At 61.4% G+C, this 16706-nt stretch carries 17 protein-coding genes; 1 reads left to right on the plus strand and 16 read right to left on the minus strand.

The window, feature by feature from the left end:
• Nucleotides 1-60: 60 nt before the first annotated feature.
• The 4 genes from ACTV8E_RS17405 to ACTV8E_RS17420 all read right to left on the minus strand — a co-directional run bounded on the left by ACTV8E_RS17405 (nucleotide 61) and on the right by ACTV8E_RS17420 (nucleotide 2067).
• Nucleotides 61-189, minus strand: a complete 129-nt coding sequence (locus ACTV8E_RS17405; protein WP_286010301.1) for a hypothetical protein — start codon at nucleotides 187-189, stop codon at nucleotides 61-63.
• Nucleotides 190-547: 358 nt separating this feature from the next.
• The gene (locus ACTV8E_RS17410; protein ID WP_273535276.1) at nucleotides 548-886 is read right to left on the minus strand and encodes a YajD family HNH nuclease; all 339 of its coding nucleotides are present in this window, start codon (nucleotides 884-886) and stop codon (nucleotides 548-550) included.
• 71 nt (nucleotides 887-957) lie between these two features.
• Nucleotides 958-1419, minus strand: coding sequence for a DUF1456 family protein (locus tag ACTV8E_RS17415; protein ID WP_443200311.1), 462 nt, complete (start codon nucleotides 1417-1419; stop codon nucleotides 958-960).
• 93 nt (nucleotides 1420-1512) lie between these two features.
• Nucleotides 1513-2067 carry a magnesium transporter gene (locus tag ACTV8E_RS17420; RefSeq protein WP_251836613.1) on the minus strand — a complete coding sequence of 185 codons (555 nt, stop codon included), beginning with the start codon at nucleotides 2065-2067 and terminating at the stop codon, nucleotides 1513-1515.
• A gap of 136 nt (nucleotides 2068-2203) precedes the next feature.
• Here ACTV8E_RS17420 and ACTV8E_RS17425 point away from each other — a divergent pair, with 136 nt between their 5' ends.
• Nucleotides 2204-2635 carry a universal stress protein gene (locus tag ACTV8E_RS17425; RefSeq protein ID WP_443200312.1) on the plus strand — a complete coding sequence of 144 codons (432 nt, stop codon included), beginning with the start codon at nucleotides 2204-2206 and terminating at the stop codon, nucleotides 2633-2635.
• 7 nt (nucleotides 2636-2642) lie between these two features.
• On the opposite strand, the gene ACTV8E_RS17430 is transcribed toward ACTV8E_RS17425, so the two are convergent.
• The 12 genes from ACTV8E_RS17430 to ACTV8E_RS17485 form a co-directional block, all read right to left on the minus strand.
• Nucleotides 2643-3080 carry a group II truncated hemoglobin gene (locus ACTV8E_RS17430; protein ID WP_443200313.1) on the minus strand — a complete coding sequence of 146 codons (438 nt, stop codon included), beginning with the start codon at nucleotides 3078-3080 and terminating at the stop codon, nucleotides 2643-2645.
• Between the two features lie 93 nt (nucleotides 3081-3173).
• Complete coding sequence (locus tag ACTV8E_RS17435) at nucleotides 3174-3479, minus strand: DUF2845 domain-containing protein (RefSeq protein ID WP_251836650.1); 306 nt, start codon at nucleotides 3477-3479, stop codon at nucleotides 3174-3176.
• 4 nt (nucleotides 3480-3483) lie between these two features.
• A complete protein-coding gene (locus tag ACTV8E_RS17440) occupies nucleotides 3484-6372 on the minus strand; it encodes a DUF748 domain-containing protein (protein ID WP_443200314.1) in 2889 nt (962 codons plus the stop codon).
• A 124-nt stretch (nucleotides 6373-6496) separates the two neighbouring features.
• Nucleotides 6497-7507, minus strand: a complete 1011-nt coding sequence (locus ACTV8E_RS17445; RefSeq protein ID WP_443200315.1) for a class I SAM-dependent rRNA methyltransferase — start codon at nucleotides 7505-7507, stop codon at nucleotides 6497-6499.
• 71 nt (nucleotides 7508-7578) lie between these two features.
• Nucleotides 7579-8454 (minus strand): oxygenase MpaB family protein, encoded by an 876-nt coding sequence (locus ACTV8E_RS17450; protein WP_443200316.1) that lies wholly within the window; start codon nucleotides 8452-8454, stop codon nucleotides 7579-7581.
• Nucleotides 8455-8630: 176 nt separating this feature from the next.
• Nucleotides 8631-10295, minus strand: a complete 1665-nt coding sequence (gene pgi, locus ACTV8E_RS17455; RefSeq protein WP_443200317.1) for a glucose-6-phosphate isomerase — start codon at nucleotides 10293-10295, stop codon at nucleotides 8631-8633.
• Nucleotides 10296-10437: 142 nt separating this feature from the next.
• Nucleotides 10438-10818 carry an aspartate 1-decarboxylase gene (gene panD, locus ACTV8E_RS17460; RefSeq protein WP_251836620.1) on the minus strand — a complete coding sequence of 127 codons (381 nt, stop codon included), beginning with the start codon at nucleotides 10816-10818 and terminating at the stop codon, nucleotides 10438-10440.
• Between the two features lie 96 nt (nucleotides 10819-10914).
• Nucleotides 10915-11763, minus strand: coding sequence for a pantoate--beta-alanine ligase (gene panC / locus ACTV8E_RS17465; protein WP_443200318.1), 849 nt, complete (start codon nucleotides 11761-11763; stop codon nucleotides 10915-10917).
• The gene (gene panB, locus ACTV8E_RS17470; RefSeq protein ID WP_443200319.1) at nucleotides 11760-12560 is read right to left on the minus strand and encodes a 3-methyl-2-oxobutanoate hydroxymethyltransferase; all 801 of its coding nucleotides are present in this window, start codon (nucleotides 12558-12560) and stop codon (nucleotides 11760-11762) included. The genes panC and panB overlap by 4 nt, the downstream gene beginning before the upstream one ends.
• A gap of 146 nt (nucleotides 12561-12706) precedes the next feature.
• Nucleotides 12707-13207: a 2-amino-4-hydroxy-6-hydroxymethyldihydropteridine diphosphokinase gene (gene folK, locus ACTV8E_RS17475; protein WP_443200320.1), complete on the minus strand. Its 501-nt coding sequence runs from the start codon at nucleotides 13205-13207 to the stop codon at nucleotides 12707-12709.
• 1 nt (nucleotide 13208) lies between these two features.
• Nucleotides 13209-14612 (minus strand): polynucleotide adenylyltransferase PcnB, encoded by a 1404-nt coding sequence (locus tag ACTV8E_RS17480; RefSeq protein WP_443200321.1) that lies wholly within the window; start codon nucleotides 14610-14612, stop codon nucleotides 13209-13211.
• Between the two features lie 667 nt (nucleotides 14613-15279).
• Nucleotides 15280-16695, minus strand: a complete 1416-nt coding sequence (locus tag ACTV8E_RS17485; RefSeq protein ID WP_443200322.1) for a sigma-54-dependent transcriptional regulator — start codon at nucleotides 16693-16695, stop codon at nucleotides 15280-15282.
• Nucleotides 16696-16706 lie beyond the last annotated feature (11 nt).

Genomic DNA, 16706 nt, shown 5'->3' on the forward strand with positions numbered 1-16706 from the left:
GGGAACGGATCAGGTATAAAAACCCTCGCTCTTAATCGGGCGAGGGTTGCTGATGATGCCTTACGGCATTGCGCCGTGACTGCCTAGCAGGCTGGTGTCGGTTTTCTTGGCGTGTTTGGCCAGGCGTTTTTCCTTGGCATTCTTCAGCGGTTTTTTCTTCGCTTGCTTGCGAGAGTCGTGACTTTTCATGGCCTGTTTCCTCTGGAAAATTAAGAGTCAACATGTGCATTTCGGCAGCCGGCGTCCCGGTCACCCTTCCTCCCCAGGCCGCATGAGCCTGTAAAACGTTCCATTCAAGAATAGTTCGTCGCTAGCTCAGGTTGTAGGTGTGCGACGGAATGGCTTGAAAGCCGTGCGAAGAGGCAGTAATGGAGCCGTTAGTCAGACGCCAAGAAGGACTCTCCGGCCCGCCTGTCCAATGCGCTGGACCGGATGATCGCTCCGCTTTGCGGGCGGAGCGACTCGCATCATTCAGGGCGATCGCCCAAAACGTAGCAGCATTCACACGGCTTGGCTGTGCTGACCGCTATGCGGTATCAACGCCTGGTTATTGCTGTTTGCTTTTAAGCAGGTCAGCCAGGCCCGCCAGCCCCTTGAAGGTTTCCTTGGGTCCCTGGCCACCGGGTGTGGCTTCGGCGAAATACTGATTGTCGGTGTAGCGGGAGTGTTCATTGTCGTGGCAGAACAGGCACAGCAGCTCCCAATTCGAGCCGTCCTCGGGATTATTGTCGTGATTGTGATCCTTGTGATGCACGGTCAGCTCGCTCAACCGCTTGCCGGAAAATTCCCGCGCGCAGCGACCGCAGACCCAGGGGTACATTTTCAGTGCCTTTTCCCGATAACCCTGTTCACGCTGGCTGTAGGGAATGCTCGATTTGTTGCTCATGGCGAGTCCTGCTCGACGATGTGAAGAAGAGGCGTGTAGTTGACGTCGGACATTCGCCTCAGTCAATACGCTCAGCCGCGTTGGCGCTGGGTCAGACCCTTGAGGAAATTGCGCAGTACCTGATCACCACAGGGCCGATAGTTTTTATGGCCGGGCTTGCGAAACAGGGCGCTGAGTTCGGCTTTGCCCATCGGCAAGCCAACGGAGACGAGCATGGCATGGATGTCTTCATCCTTGAGTTCAAAGGCGACGCGCAGTTTCTTGAGAACCTGATTGTTGGAGACCGGAGTTTCCACCTCGGCGACAGGCGCGTCCGGGCGCTGGCCGCGCTTGAAGATCACCAGGCCATTGAGCACATGAGCCAGGGTCAAATCGGGGCAGGGTTGATAACCCTCGTCTTCTTCGTGCTGCAGGTAAGCGCTGATATCCGACTCATTAATCGGATAACCGGCCAGTTGTGCGATCTTTTGCAGCTCGGCATCGCTGATGTCGAGCAGGTAACGCAGACTGCGCAGGACGTCGTTGTGGGTCATTCGGTGGCACTCTGGGGGAAATTTGGCCGCGCAGTATACAGCCCGGACGCCAGGCTCCGGGGCGTGTGAACCAGCCGTCGATGCACCCAATGCTCAGATCATCTTTCTGAAACGGTTCCAGGTTTGCTGGCCGGCGATTATCCAGTACGGGCGGGCCTGGCCGACTCCGGCCTGCTGCATGTACGGATGCTGCTGGATGATCCGCTCCAGCACTGGCTCCTGGGAGGGTTCGACATCCACGAAAAAGACGTGATCGCCTGCGCGTAAGCGATCCTGTAGTTGGCGGAAATACTGGTTGGGCGTCTGAATGCCAAACAGGCCGCCTTCCCAGGTACTGAAGCCAAGCAGGATCAAGGCCAGGAAAATGAACGGAACCCAGCCGGCCGGGCTGTCCGTCCAACCGCTGAAGTAAGCAACCAGCAACACCAGAATGGCCAGTGCCAAGCCGATGTACAGGCCCCGGCGACCGGAATTGACCACATCGGTTTTCAACACCGAGGGCACGCTGTGCACGTGATGACGTTCCAGTGCCGCATCCTGCTCGCTCAGCACATGAATCTGTTCGGTGGCGATGCCGCTGGCTTCGAGCTCACGCTCGATCTGTTCCAGATCATCCAGATTATTGCTGATGTAGTAATGGCGGTTCATAAGCACCTCCGAGGGCGATGAACCATCCTTGGTGAAGCAGACGAGTCAAAATGACTCACCCTGCAGTCTAGCACGGGGGTTCTGGGCTGATTCTGCCCTGCGCTATGCTTGGGTAAGTTCAGACAGGAGAAACACAATGCGCACTGTATTATTGGCCTTCGATGGCTCTGACAGTTCCAAGCGAGCGCTGCAGTACGTCATAGACTTCGCTCGTGAATACAATGCGACCCTGGAGTTGCATCTGATTAACGTGCAGCACGAGCCCATGGTGTACGGCGAATACATGACCGGCGACATCATCGAACAAGTGGGAAACTCGATACGCGCCGAAGCCAACAAGATTCTCGAGTGGCCAGCGGCCCAGCTTGCAGCAGCCGGCATCACCTACCAAACCCATACGGCGCTGGGCAATATCCCCGAGCAGATTGGTCTGGCTGCCAAGAAGCTGGGCTGTGACACCGTCGTCATGGGCACGCGTGGCCTGGGCAGCTTCACCGGCATGCTGATGGGCTCGGTGGCCACCCGGGTGATTCACGAAGTGCCGGTGCCGGTACTGCTGGTCAAGTAACTCAGCGTCAAGACATCGGGCAGCCACGTGCCAGCTGGCTTGCCTGATGTGCCCGTTCGGCCGGGATCCGTAGCTGGGCCAACAGGTAGTCGGCAACTGTCGCTGAATAAGGCTGTAAGGCGATGGCGTCCTGCATGCACGCCAGCCAGGCATCGCGCTCCGTCTGCGTAATATTCCAGCGCGTGTGAAACTGCGGAATGCTGATCGGCCCGAAACGCTCGGCGTAACGACGTGGCCCGCCCAACCAGCCGGTCAGGAACGTGGCCAGCTTGTCGCGAGCCAGGCTCAAGTCTTCGGGGTACAGGTTGCGCACACAGGCCGCAGCGCTTTTCTGATCCATGATCCGATAAAAATCCGCTACCAGACGACGGATACCCGCCTCTGCGCCGGCCGCCTGAAACGAGGCGTCGCCGACGCCGAATTGGGGTTGTTGAGTGAGGGACATGTGCATACCTGCTTGGAAAGTGCTGCCGCCATAGTGCGGGGATTTTCTCACACGGTGTGATTGAGCTGCGTCGGCATCTGCAACTGGCTCGCGCTAATTTCCACGTTTGCTGTCGATTTGCCGCAAGCGATTTCCCTCGAAGCGCAGGTAGTGATACATGCCGTTTTTGGGCCCGTAGATCCATTCCTCGACCGACACCTCCTGGCGCCAGCCATAGTCATCAGCCTGCAGTTTGTAACCGATGCTTTGTCGGCTGGCAGGCTCCCCGCATGTGTTCAGGACTTCGAAGGCGCTGTCATCCAGGCTGACCAGGCGGCTGCCGCAGCGGTAAGTGGATGCTGCCTGGAGCGGGCTATTGAAAAGCAGCATGCATACGGCAGCGACCACCAGGCGAGTCATGATGTCATTCACTGTCCAGGTGCATCAGCGTGGCCACCTCTCCTGTTTCCTGCGCTTCGCCAACGACGGTATCGAGCAGGTATACCCGGCGATCCTCCAGACCGCCCTGATCGACCAGATAATCCTTGATGCTGGCCGCGCGCTGTTGGCTCAGACGGCGCAGCTGAGCCGGGTTGTCGGCCCAGGAGGCGAGGACTTCCTGACGCATGCGCTCAGCGCGTTCCTGGTCGTCGAGTTCCTGCCATTCGGCGGGCGGTTGCCGTTGCAGGCGGCTGCGGTAGATGGCACCCAGCAGGGCGGACTGGGTGTCTTCGTCTACTTCCAGCTGGGTAGGGTCGTCCGGGACGTTCTTGCCGCGGCGTTGCAGGCTCTTGTAGAGCAGGTCCTGGTACTCGCGCTGCAAACGGCGTTCGGCCAGCAGTGGCCCGTCACTGGCTGCCGCGCTGCTGCCTTCGATTTCGAGGCGCAATGCGGGGCGCTGTTTGAGGGCGGCCGCCAGGGCGTCGAGACGTTGGCGAGCACGGCTGTCGAGTTCGCTGCTGCCGGCGGCAAAGCTGATTTGGCTGAGATCGTCATCGTCACCCCCGCTCACCAATCCGGCAATGAATTTGAAGGGCGCTTGCACGGCGCGCAGCACCAGGTTGCGCAAGGTCTGCCAGATGATGGGCATGACACTGAATTCGGGATTGTTCAGGTCGCCCTGAATGGGCAGGGCGATGTCGATATTCCCTTGGGTGTCCTTGAGCAGCGCGACGGCCAGGCGTACCGGTAAGTCAACGGCGCTCGGGCTGTCGACGCGCTCGCCGAGCTGCAGGTTCTCGAGCAGCACATGATTTTCGGCATTGAGCCTGCCTTGCTCGATGCGGTAGTGCAGGTCGAGATTGAGGCGCCCCTTGCGGATGCGATAGCCGGCGAATTTACCCGAGTAGGGCGTCAGAGTGGTCAGCTCGACGTTCTTGAACGAAGTGGCGATGTCCAGGCTGTGCAACGGATCGAAGGGCGTCAAGCGACCGGTGATGCTGACCGGCGCGTAGCGGTCCACTTTGCCGGTGATATTCACCGCCGCCGGCTGTTGGGCGCGGTTGTCCAGGGTGCCGACGGTGCCGTTGAGCTCTTGGATGGCGGTGGCGAAGTTGGGCTGCAGGCTGAAGTCGGCGAAGTTGGCCGAGCCGCTGTGAATGACGATGGCGCCGATCTGGATGCCCAGCGGTGGCGCATCGGTATCGCTTGCAGGAGTCGCTGCCGGGTCGGCTGGCTGTTCGACGATCAGTTCGGCGACGTTGGTGGTCAGGTCCTCGTAAATGATGAAGCGCGCGTAAGGCTCGTTTAGATCAATGCTGGCAATGTTCAGGCTGTCGCCGTGGCGGTAGTCGAGGCCTTGGAGCTGCAGGCGCTGCCATTTGACGAAGTCGCGTTCCTTGAGGGTATCCAGGGTATGCAACTGATCAACCTCGGCATTGCCGGTGATTTGCATCGCTAACGGCTCGATGCTGTCCAGACGCACGTCCAGTTCGCTGGCCAACTGCCCGCTGCGCAATTCCAGGCGCACGAACGGGCTCAGGTAGGCCTGAGCCAGGCGCAGGTCGATGTCCTGGGTATTGACCTTGAGTCGGGCGCTGACCGGACTGAGTTGTACCTCGCCTTCGGCGTGCAACCGACCCTGTTCGCCCAGGCCCGTGTCCAGACGGAGTTGGAAAGGTGATTGGCCCAGGCTGTCGAGTTGCTGTACATCCACATCAAGTGGGCCGACCAGCAGCTCAACGTCCTGCTCCGGAACCCGATCGGTGAGATGCACCCGATAGCCGCGCAATTGGCCGTCCTGGAGCAGCACCTGCCAGGGTTTGCCGGATTCGCTGTCGGCTGCGTCATCGCTGGTAGGCGTTTCGTCGCCGGCCAGTAGCGTCTGCCAGTTGATCTGACCGTCGGCTTCGCGACTGGCCCAGGCTTCGAGTTGGGTGCTGCGTAGCTGTCCGATGACTACACGTTGCTCGGCCAGATCCAGTGATACCTGCTGCGCATCAAGGTCTTCCAGGCGCAGCAAGGGCTGTCCATCGGGCCCGTCAATGGCGAACGGTGCCAGTTGCACACGGGCATTGCTGAGTTGCAGTTGGGTGGTTTCGCTGAGGTCGAGGCGGTAATCGCTGTGCAGATTGAGCGCGCCCTGCTGCAGATGCAGGGGCAGCATGTCCTGCACATAAGGCCAGAAGGTCTTCAGCGTGAGATCGGTCACTTGAAAGCGACCCTCGGAGGTAAAGGGTGACAGGTCGAAGCGGCCCTGCCAGGCGATGTTCCCGCCATCCGGCCCACTCGCCGAGAGGCTGGCGTCGGCATCGCCATCGACACGGGTGGCCAGGTTATGCAGCTCGAAGTCGAGCGGATCGTAGACGAAGTCGATGGGCTCGCTGGGGCGTTGGTCCTGGAAATGCACCAGGCCGCGCTCCAGCAGCAGGCGGTCGATGCGCAGAGGGAAGGGTTCGCTGGGTTCAGTCTCGGCGGGTTCGGGCGCTTCGCTGGTGGGTAGCTCAAACAGCTGGGCCAGGTTCAGGCTGCCGTCCTTGGCAAACAGGATTTCGCTGTGGGGGCGCAGCAGGCGCACGTCAGCCAGGTGCAGGGTTCGCTGCCACAGACTGTCCCATTCCAGGTCCACATGCAGCGCTTCGAAAGCTGCCTGGGGTGCCTCGGCTTCCCCCAGCCGCAGGTTGTGTAGATCCAGAGTCAGCGTAAAGGGATTGAATTCGAGGCGCTCCAGCGTGGCCGGCACCGTGGCGTACTGGGCCAGTTGCTGATTGGCAATGCGCAGGGCGATGCCCGGCAGAATCAGAAAGCCGATCAGGCTGTAGACCAAGAGCGCGACCAGCAGTACCCAGCCGGTACGAATCAATCCTTTCGACATAGCGGCGCCATTCATTCCAGTAAAGACGGCACGAGTATGGCAGGCCCTGAGAGAGTCAGAATGACGGTGGTCCATTATGTGTTGCGGCGGGTTCCTTCTCCCGGCGGTTGCCAGAGTGAAAACCTCAGAGGTGCAAAATCAGGGTTTTCAACGGTGCGTGGCCGTCTCTCGACGGAAAATCCGCCGCCGGGAAAATCGGCTGGCAATCCCGTACCGGTCTCCCCAGCTTGCTTGCGCAACGCATGACCTGATCGCGCCATTCACCCATATCGACTTTGGCCAGGTTGTTGCTGCACACCAGCACGCCGCCTTCGGCAGTGGTCAACAGCGCGGGCTTGAGCAGGCTTTGATAGTCGCGCAGCAGGTCGACGGTGCCAAAGGCGCTCTTGGCCCAGGCGGGCGGGTCGAGAAACACCAAGTCGAATTGGCGTTGCTCCAGTCGTTCGTAAGAGGGCAGGCGGTGACCGCGACGGTGGGCAATGGGCAGGTCGGCGAGCTGGCGGATGGCCGAGAAATAATCGGACTGAATAAAACGCATGGCCGGCAATTGCGGGTTGAGGGCCGCGTTTTCCTTGCCGACGGCCAGGTTGCCGGCGGCGAAATCCAGATTCCATACCTCGCTGGCGCCGCCCGCACTGGCGCACAGGCCAACGCCGCAGGTGTAGGCAAACAGGTTGAGTACAGACTTGCCAGCCGCGTGCTGTTTGACCCAGCCGCGAGCGTTGCGCAGGTCGAGAAATAGCAGCGGGTCCTGGCCCGCATGGCGACCGCGCACCCGGTAGTTGAGGCCCCATTCATGGCCGACCAGTTCAGCCAGCGCCGCCGGCTCCGGCTGATGGGCTGCGCGGTCGATGCGTGAATGGCCCTGGGAGCGATCGTTGTAGACCATCAGTAGCGATGTGCCGAGAGAGGCGTCGATCTGCGCGCTGAGCCTCGGCAGCAGAGCGATGTCCAGAGGCTGGTGAAAGCTCTGGATCAGCAGTTGCGGGCCATAGCGGTCGATGGTCAGACCGGGAACGCCTTCCTGGCTGCCATGGAAGAGGCGGTAGCAGTCGGTACCTTGAGCGTGCAGTTCGTCCAGCAAAGGGCGACGAGCGTCCAGGGCGGCGCGCAGCGCCTGGTCAAGAGAGGGCATGCGCGGCGGTCTCGGGAGGGGAAGGTGCGCATTTTACAAGAAAACCCGGCGCCACGCCGCCGGGCTGGCGATTAGCTATTGGGCAAGCCCAATCGGCGTCGTGCGCGGTGGATCGAGCCATTGCGCACAGCCCAGCGCAGCACCGGGGCGCTATGCAATACAGCGGTGCGTATCCAGTAGCGCCGGCGATTGCCCTGATGAAAGCCCAGCTGGACGGCGGCCCATCCGGGAAGCAAGTCGATACCGGCGCGCAGCATCAAGGCGCCCATCGGTTTGCTCAGAGTGTTGGGGGCGGGCGCATTGAGCAGGACGCGCATGACTTCGCGGCAGCGCTCGTCACACAGCAACTGCGGGCGCATGGCCTGGAAATAGTCGGCCACTTGCTGACGGGTGCGTGGGATGTCGCGAGCACCGAGGCGCTCACCGACCAGGGCGATTTCATCGTAGTAGCGATCCTGCTCATGGCCCGGCATCGCCGGATTGCGGTAGCGCAGGTGCGATTGCAGGAAACTGTAGACCTCGGCTACATGCACCCAGGTGAGTAGTGCAGGATCATTGGCGGCATAGGGACGGCCATCGGGGGCGACGCCGGTGATGTGGTCATGGATGCGTCGCACTCGGGCGATCAGGCGCTCGGCGTCGGCGCGACTGGCAAAGGTGGTACCGGAAATGAACTGCCCGGTGCGGCGCAAACGGCCGAGCATGTCCTGGCGAAAATTCGAGTGGTCCCAGACGCCGGAAAGGGCGAGTGGGTGGAGCATCTGTAGCATCAGGGCGGAAACCCCACCGATCAGCATCGAGGTGAAATCGCTATGCACCTTCCAGCAGGCTGAGTCGGGTCCGAACAAGCCCGGATCGCCCTTGGGATTCTCGAAATCGACACCGCCCAAGGCCAGCCCGGTGAGGCTGAGCACCTGGCGTTCAATGCGTTGACGTAGGTATTCCATAAAAACGGCCTCGCGCTCTAGCCTGAGACCCGCAGACCAGAGCAGCAAATGGACGGTGGAAGCATCCTGCGTGTGAGCTCAGGGTAGCCTGCAGAGGCAGGCCAGGCGTGCAGGGCGTCGGGTTGGGTGCACAGCTGATCGGCTGCACACGTCCTTCGCCCTTGCATATGCCGCCGTCATCCCCGGTGGCGGCTACGGAAATACTCGATCAGGCCTCGGGTCGAGGCGTCTTCACCGTTGGCGTCCTGGCTGCCGACCAGGCTCTGGTAGACGTTGCGGCCCAGGTCTTTGCCCAATTCCACGCCCCACTGGTCGAAGGCGTTGATGCCCCAAAGCGCGCTTTGCACGAAGACCTTGTGCTCGTAGAGCGCCACCAGGGCGCCGAGACGGCGCGGATCGATGCGTTCGACCACCAGGGTGTTGCTCGGTCGATTGCCGGGGATCACTTTGTGCGGCGCCAAGCGCTGGATTTCTTCGTCCGGCAGGCCCTGGGCGCGCAGCTCGGCTTCGGCTTCGGCGCGGGTCTTGCCGAGCATCAACGCCTGGCTCTGCGACAGGCAGTTGGCATACAACCAATGATGGTGATCGGCCAGCGGGTTGTAGCTGACCACCGGGACGATGAAGTCTGCCGGAATCAATTGTGTGCCCTGATGCAGCAACTGATGGTACGCATGCTGGCCGTTGCAGCCGACGCCACCCCAAATCACCGGGCCTGTGCTGCAGGTGACCGGGCTGCCGTCTTGGCGCACGCTCTTGCCATTCGACTCCATGTCCAACTGCTGCAGGTGTTTGACGAAGTTGCGCAGGTTGTGGTCGTAGGGCAGGAAGGCGTGACTTTGTGCGCCCCAGAAGTTGCTGTACCAGAGGCTGAGCATGGCCAACAGGACGGGCATGTTCTGCTCGAACGGTGTATCGCGCAGATGCTGGTCCATGCAGTAGGCGCCCGTCAGCAGCTCCTTGAAGTTGGCCATGCCGATGGCCAGGGCAGTGGGCAGACCGATGGCCGACCACAGTGAATAGCGCCCGCCCACCCAGTCCCACATGGGGAAGATGTTCTTTTCGCTAATGCCGAAATCGATGGCTGCCTGACTGTTGCTGGTCACGGCAATGAAGTGCCGGTAGAGCTTCTCTTCGGAGCCGCCGCTGGCCAGGTACCAGGTGCGCGCCGCCTGGGCGTTCTTAAGGGTTTCCAGGGTATTGAAGGACTTGCTGGAGACGATGAACAGCGTGGTTTCGGCATTCAACCGGGCGGTTACTTCGCGAAATTCGCTGCCATCGATATTCGCCAGGTAATGGCAACGTACGCCGCGCTGGGCGAAGGGCAACAGGGCTTCGGAAACCAACTCCGGCCCCAGAAAGGAGCCGCCAATACCGATGTTCACCACATCGGTAATGCTCTTTTCGCTGTAGCCGCGCCACAGGTTGTTATGGATTCGTCCTACCAGGTCGGTCATCTGCCCCAGCACGCGGTGCACGTCGGGCATCACATCCTCGCCGTTGACCAGGACCTGCTCACCGATGGGGCGACGCAGGGCTGTGTGCAGCGCAGGGCGGCGTTCCGAGGCGTTGACGGTTTCACCGTCCAGTTGGGCCTGAATGGCGTCTTCGAGGCCGGCCTCGCGGGCCAGGCGCATCAGCAGCGCGACGGTATCCTCGGTGATCAGGTTCTTCGAGTAATCGAGGAACAATCCGCAGGCGGTCAGCGAGAAGTCGGTAAAGCGCTGCGGTTGCTCGGCGAACGCCTCGCGCAGGCTGAACGCGCGCATGGCCTGGCGGTGTTCGCTCAGTGCCTGCCAAGCAGGCAGTCGGGTGATATCGGGTGGGGTTTGGTAGTACGCCATGTCCGGCTTCCTGTGCGGTGGCGCGCGAACCTTCGCGCGTTCGGAAAATTCCTGCAGGCAGCGCGCATGGTCGCACCGCCACTTCCCTTGGAGAGCCAAACACCGAGGGCGTTCCTCGGGGCGACCGAAGGTCGCCCCGGTGTCAGGCCAGCTGGACTGGTATGGCGTTGCTGGTGTGGCTCAGGTCGCCATCTGCGCCGATGTACAACACGCGGGGCTGGTGACTGTCCAGTTCGGCTTCGCTGTAGTGGGCGTAGGCGCAAATAATCAGGCGATGGCCGACATCCGCCTTGTGGGCTGCGGCGCCGTTGACGGAAATGATCCTTGAGCCGGCTTCGCCACGAATCGCATAAGTGGTGAAGCGCTCGCCATTGTCCACGTTATACAGCTGGATCTGCTCGTATTCGCGGATCCCGGACAGGTCCAGCCAGTCGCCATCGATGGCGCAGGAGCCTTCATAGTCCAGCACGGCGTGGGTGACGATGGCGCGGTGCAGTTTGGCCTTGAGCATGATGGCATGCATGACGGGGTTTCCTCATCAGGTGCCGCAAAACGGCGGCAGAGTGTGCCCCAAGCCCGGTGACCGGACAAGGTGGGCAATCGGGCGCCGAGGCGGGGATTAACGATTGATGGTCAGGTTGTCGATCAGACGCGTGCTGCCCAGGTAAGCGGCAGCCAGAATCACCAGTTGCCGGTCCTGAGGGGTGGCCGGTCGCAGTGTCTCGGCTTCGCGGATTTCCAGGTAGTCCGGGCGAAAGCCGGCCTGTTCCTGGAGTGTTCTGGCTTCGGCAATCAAGGTGGCGAAGTCGTTGGCACCGGCGGCCAGGGCGTTGCCGATGTGGTTCAGGCTGCGGTAAAGCGCTGGCGCGGCCTGGCGCTGGGCTTCATCCAGATAGCCATTGCGCGAGGACAAGGCCAGGCCGTCGGCGGCGCGAACGATGGGCGTGCCCTGGATCTCGATCGGCAGGTTCAGGTCGCGGACCATGGTGCGGATCACCGCCAATTGCTGGTAATCCTTCTCGCCGAAGATCGCGAGATCGGGCTGGACCATGTTGAACAGTTTGCAGACCACGGTGGAAACACCGTCGAAATGGCCGGGACGGCTGGCGCCGCACAGACCCTCGGTTACGCGGGGCACCACCACCCGGGTTTGGTCATCCATCCCGTTTGGATACATTTCTGCGACGCCGGGCGCGAACAGCAGCGCGCAACCGGCAGCGGCCAGTTTTTCCTGGTCGGCAGCGAGGGTGCGCGGGTAGGTGTCCAGGTCTTCGTTGGCCCCGAACTGCAGCGGGTTGACGAAAATGCTCGCCACCACGAACTCGCTGTGGGCAGCGGCCTGCCGGACCAGCGCAATGTGGCCTTCGTGCAGGTTGCCCATGGTCGGTGTCAGGGCGATGCGCTTGCCGGCGCTGCGGGCCTGGGCCACGGCAGCGCGCAATTCATGAACGGTAGTAACGGTTTTCATGCGCTGAATTCGTGCTCGGGAGCCGGGAAAGTGACCGCCTTGACGGCCTGGGTGTAGGCGCGCAGCGCCTCGACAATGCTGGGTTGGCCGGCCATGAAGTTTTTCACGAACTTGGGCGTGCGACCGGTCAGTGACAGCCCCAGCATGTCGTGCAGGACCAGCACCTGGCCATCTGTGCCGCTACCGGCGCCAATGCCAATCACGGGAATCGACACCGACTGGCTGATCTCGGTGGCCAGGTCGCTGGGTACGCATTCGAGCAACAGCATGGCCGCACCGGCCTGTTCAAGAGCAATGGCATCGGCGCGTAGCTGGCGGGCCTGGGCTTCGCTGCGACCTTGCACTTTGTAGCCGCCAAGCACGTTGACAGTTTGCGGGGTCAGCCCCAGGTGCACACAAGTGGGAATGCCGCGGTCCGCCAGTTGGCGAATGGGCTCGGCGAGCCAGCCAGCGCCTTCCACCTTGACCATGTGCGCACCGGCCCTCATCAGCTCGGCGCTGTTGAGCAGGGTTTGCTCAAGCGAGGCGTTGGCCATGAACGGCAAGTCTGCGACGATGAGTGCATCCTGATTGCCGCGTTTGACGCTGGCCGTGTGGTAGGCAATGTCGCCGACGCTGACCGGCAGGGTGCTGTCGTGACCTTGCAGGACCATGCCAAGCGAGTCGCCGATCAGCAGCATTTCGATGCCGGCGGCGTTCGCAGCAGCGGCGAAGGTCGCGTCATAGCACGTCAGCATGACGATTTTTTCGCCTTTCTGTTTCAGGCTTTGCAAGGTGGTCAGGGTGATAGCGGGCATGGTGAGTCCTCTTCGCAGAGCGTTTCGCGGGCCGCGGGCGCTCTGGGTCGGCACGTTATGAGGTGCCGGTACTGGGCATTGGGACGCTTATAGTCGTGATGGGCAGGCGCGAAGTCAATTGCGGGTGTTACTCGAATTCACAGCGGTTATCCGCTTTGCGCAACTGCTGGCAACCGCTCCAGGCCCTGAAATGGGCACTGATCCAGCAGGGTGCTGAGCGGACGACCATCGGGTAGGTGCAGTTCAGGAGCGATCTCGGCCAGCGGATAAAGGACGAAGGGCCGCGCATGCATATGGTAGTGGGGCACGGTCAGGCGCTCGTCGTGCAGTTGGCGATCACCGAAAAGCAGGATATCCAAATCCAGCGTGCGCGGTCCCCAACGCTGGGCTTTGCGTACCCGGCCCTGCTGTTGCTCGATGCGCTGCAGGGCATCCAGTAGCTGCAGGGGCGCCAGTTCGGTATCCAGGGCTGCCACGGCATTCACATAACGTGGCTGATCAGGTGGGCCGAGCGGGTCGCTGGCATAAAAAGAAGACACGCCGTCGAGTCGGGTTTGCGGGAGTTCTGCCAGGGCTGCGAGCGCCGCGCGCAACTGCTGCAGGGGCTGCTCGAGATTACTGCCCAGACCGATATATACCCGCTCCATGTCACTCGCCTGTCGGGTTGCCGCCCGGTTCGGGACGGCGCTTGCGTCCACCGCTGCGGCGACGTTTGCGGGGCGCGCCGCTGCGCTCGTCCTTGCTGCTCAGGGCGCGAATCATATTGCGTCGCTCGCTGTCGCTGACTTCCTGGTAATCGGTCCACCAGTCACCGAGGCCGTCGGTTTGCTCGCCAGCGCTTTCACGCAGCAACAGGAAATCGTAGCCGGCGCGAAAGCGCGGGTTTTCCAACAGCACGTCGGCGCGTTTGCCGTGACGGCGAGGCAGGCGTTCCTGCATGTCCCAGATTTCGCGAATCGGCAGGGTGAAACGCTTGGGAATGGCAATGCGTTGGCACTGCTCGCTGATCAGCTGGTGGGCCGCTTCCTGCATGGCCGGAATGGGCGGCATGCCACGCTCCTGCATGTCCAGCACGCGAGCGGGCAGGGCGGGCCAGAGCAGCGTGGCGAACAGAAAGGCGGGGGTGACCGGCTTACCCAGGCGAATGCGCTCATCGGTATTAATCAACGCCTGGCGGATCAGTTTGTCGGCGTATTCAGGCTGCTCTTTGAGGGCTGCAGCGCTGGCGGGAAACAGCGGGGCAAACAGGTCAAACTCGATCAACAGGTCGAAGGTGCGCTCGGCCCGTCCCGCGAGGAACAGTTTGAGCACTTCTTCAAACAGGCGGGCGGCGGGAATGTCACGCAGCAGCGGTGCCAGGCGGCGGATGGGTCCAGCGCTGTGCCGTTCGATGGCGAAGTCGAGCTTGGCGGCGAAACGCACGGCACGCAGCATGCGCACCGGGTCTTCCATGTAACGCTGTTCAGGATCGCCGATCAGGCGCACCAGCCGGTTCTTGATGTCGTGTACGCCCTGGGCGTAATCGAGAATGCGCTCGGTACGGGGGTCGTAGTACAGGGCATTGATGGTGAAGTCGCGGCGCTGGGCATCGTCTTCCAGCGTGCCGTAGACGTTGTCGCGCAGGATGCGGCCGCTTTCGTGGCGCGCCGAGTGGGAGTTGTTTTCTTCCTCGTCATCATCGGCTTGCGGGTGGTTGGCGCGGAAGGTGGCGACCTCGATGATCTCGCGTCCGAAATGCACATGGGCCAGCTTGAAGCGTCGGCCAATCACGCGGGCGTTGCGAAACTCCGCGCGCACTTGTTCAGGCGTGGCGCTGGTGGCCACATCGAAATCCTTGGGAGGCAGGTTCAAGAGCAGGTCGCGTACGCAGCCGCCTACTACATAAGCCTGGTAGCCGGCCTGCTGCAGGCGCTCGACCACATTGACCGCATTGCGGCTGATGCGCGAGCGTGTCAGCGAGTGCTGGCGACTGCTGAGCACTTCAGGGGTGGTGCGAGGATGCGCGGCGCGGCGCAGGGGAAAACGAAAAGACTTGAACAGCTTCTTCAGCATGGGACGGCAACTGTTTTGCGAATAAGAAGGGGCAGCCAGAAGGGCAATAACCACCGGATGGCCGAGGATTCTAGCACCGGGAGGGGGGATGGGGAACGAATAGGGTTGCGCAAGCGGAATTGACAGGGGGAGCCGCAGCTCCCCCAGAAGAATTGTTGCTTGTTTGTTGTTGTTATTGTCCGGCCTTGTTGTTCTTGTTGTCCGGTGCATCGTGGGCTCTTGTTGGCCTTGGATGCCTCCCGATCGGGAGTCAATAGCAAACGGATTGCTTTGGATGCTGGTGCTGCTTTGATCAAAGGATCCAACCTGTTCGGCGCTGCCTGGTGACAGTTTTATTGTTCTCGATCCGGTTGTTGGGGAGTCCCCAAAAGCAAGTCTCCAAAAGAATCGGTTAGCTGCGCCTCCGCCTTGTTGTCGTTATTGTGCTGGAGTCGTTACGTGTTGTTTTTATTCTATGGATGTGTGGTTTTTATTGTTGTTGTGCTTAGGGTGTAGCAGAAGCCGTGCCAAGATTAGTAAATCTCTTATATTTCAATGGTTTAGCTAAATTGCATGGCTTTTGGAAGGCAGAAAAAAACCGGGCTCCGTTACTTTGAAACCCGGTTTCGTTACGTTTGAGTGGCGCAGGTAACACTTTTGTGGGCAAGCCTATGTGTTACCGCATCGATCAGGAGCCGCTGGTCGCGCCTGCCTTACGGCGTGGAATCCCCAGACGTTGACGGCGTTCCCACAGGCATTTGCGGCTGATGCCCAGCTTGCGCGCCAATTCGGTTTCGGTCATGTGGTCCTGATGCTCGAGGACGAAGTGCTGGAAATAATCCTCCAGCGACAGGTTCTCGGTCGGTTCGTTGGTGCTGACGCTCATTGACGGGCGGGAGGAGAGACCGTCGTCCAGATCATCCAGATCGTCCAACTCGATATCGATGCCCAGCAGCTCGGCGGAAATGTCCGGGCCTTCACTGAGAATCACCGCCCGCTCGATAGCGTTCTCCAGTTCACGCACGTTACCGGGCCAGGCGTAATGGCGAATCACCTGTTCCGCATCGATGGTGAACCTGAGGTCTTCGCGCCCCATTTGCGCGGCCTGGCGAGCCAGCAGCGTGTGGGCGATTTCGCTGACGTCGGCGCCCCGCTCTCGCAGTGGCGGCAGTTTCAGTGAAATGACGTGCAAGCGGTAATACAGGTCTTCACGGAACTGGGCGGTCTTGGCCAGATTCTTCAAGTCGCGGTGAGTGGCTGCGATCAGGCGGACGTCGACCTTCTGCGACTGCACAGAGCCGACCCGGCGAATCTCGCCCTCCTGCAGTACGCGCAGCAAGCGGGCCTGAGCTTCCAGCGGCAGCTCGCCAATCTCGTCGAGAAACAGAGTGCCACCGTGCGCGGCCTCCACCAGTCCGGCGCGCCCGGCGCTGGCGCCGGTGAAGGCGCCCTTTTCGTGGCCGAACAGCTCGGACTCGATCAAGGTTTCCGGAATGGCTGCGCAGTTCACCGAGATCAGCGGTGCCTTGGCGCGCCGCGACAGGTTGTGCAGAGCACGGGCCACCAGTTCCTTGCCGGTCCCGGATTCACCCTGGATCAGCACGTTGGAATCGGTAGGCGCGACCTTGCGGATCTTGCCGAACAGGTCTTCCATGGCCGGGCTTGAGCCGATGATGCCGATCTCGCCATTGCCGGCCGGCTTCTCGTTGCGGGCGGCTGGTTTGGCGGGGGGCTCGGTGCTGCTGGCGCGTTGCTCGCGTTCACGCAGAATGCGCGCCACCGCCTGGAGCATTTCATCGTGATCGAAGGGCTTGGCGATGTAGTCCACCGCGCCAAGCTTCATCGAATCCACTGCCGAGCGCAGGCTGGCATAGCTGGTCATGATCAGCACGGGCGCACCCTTGGCCAATCCGATCAGCTCGGTGCCTGGGGCGCCGGGGAGGCGCAGGTCGCTGACGATCAGGTCAAAATCCGGAATGCGAAAGCGCTCCTGGGCTTCTTGCACGGAGCCCGCCTCGCTCACTTCGTACTGGTTGCGCTCCAGCAGGCGGCGCAGGGCGGAGCGAATGATGGTTTCGTCTTCGACGATCAGGATGTGCGGCATTGAGTACGGTT

It is taken from the genome of Pseudomonas sp. B392_1p (assembly GCF_052245235.1).
GTDB lineage: Bacteria > Pseudomonadota > Gammaproteobacteria > Pseudomonadales > Pseudomonadaceae > Serpens > Serpens gallinarum.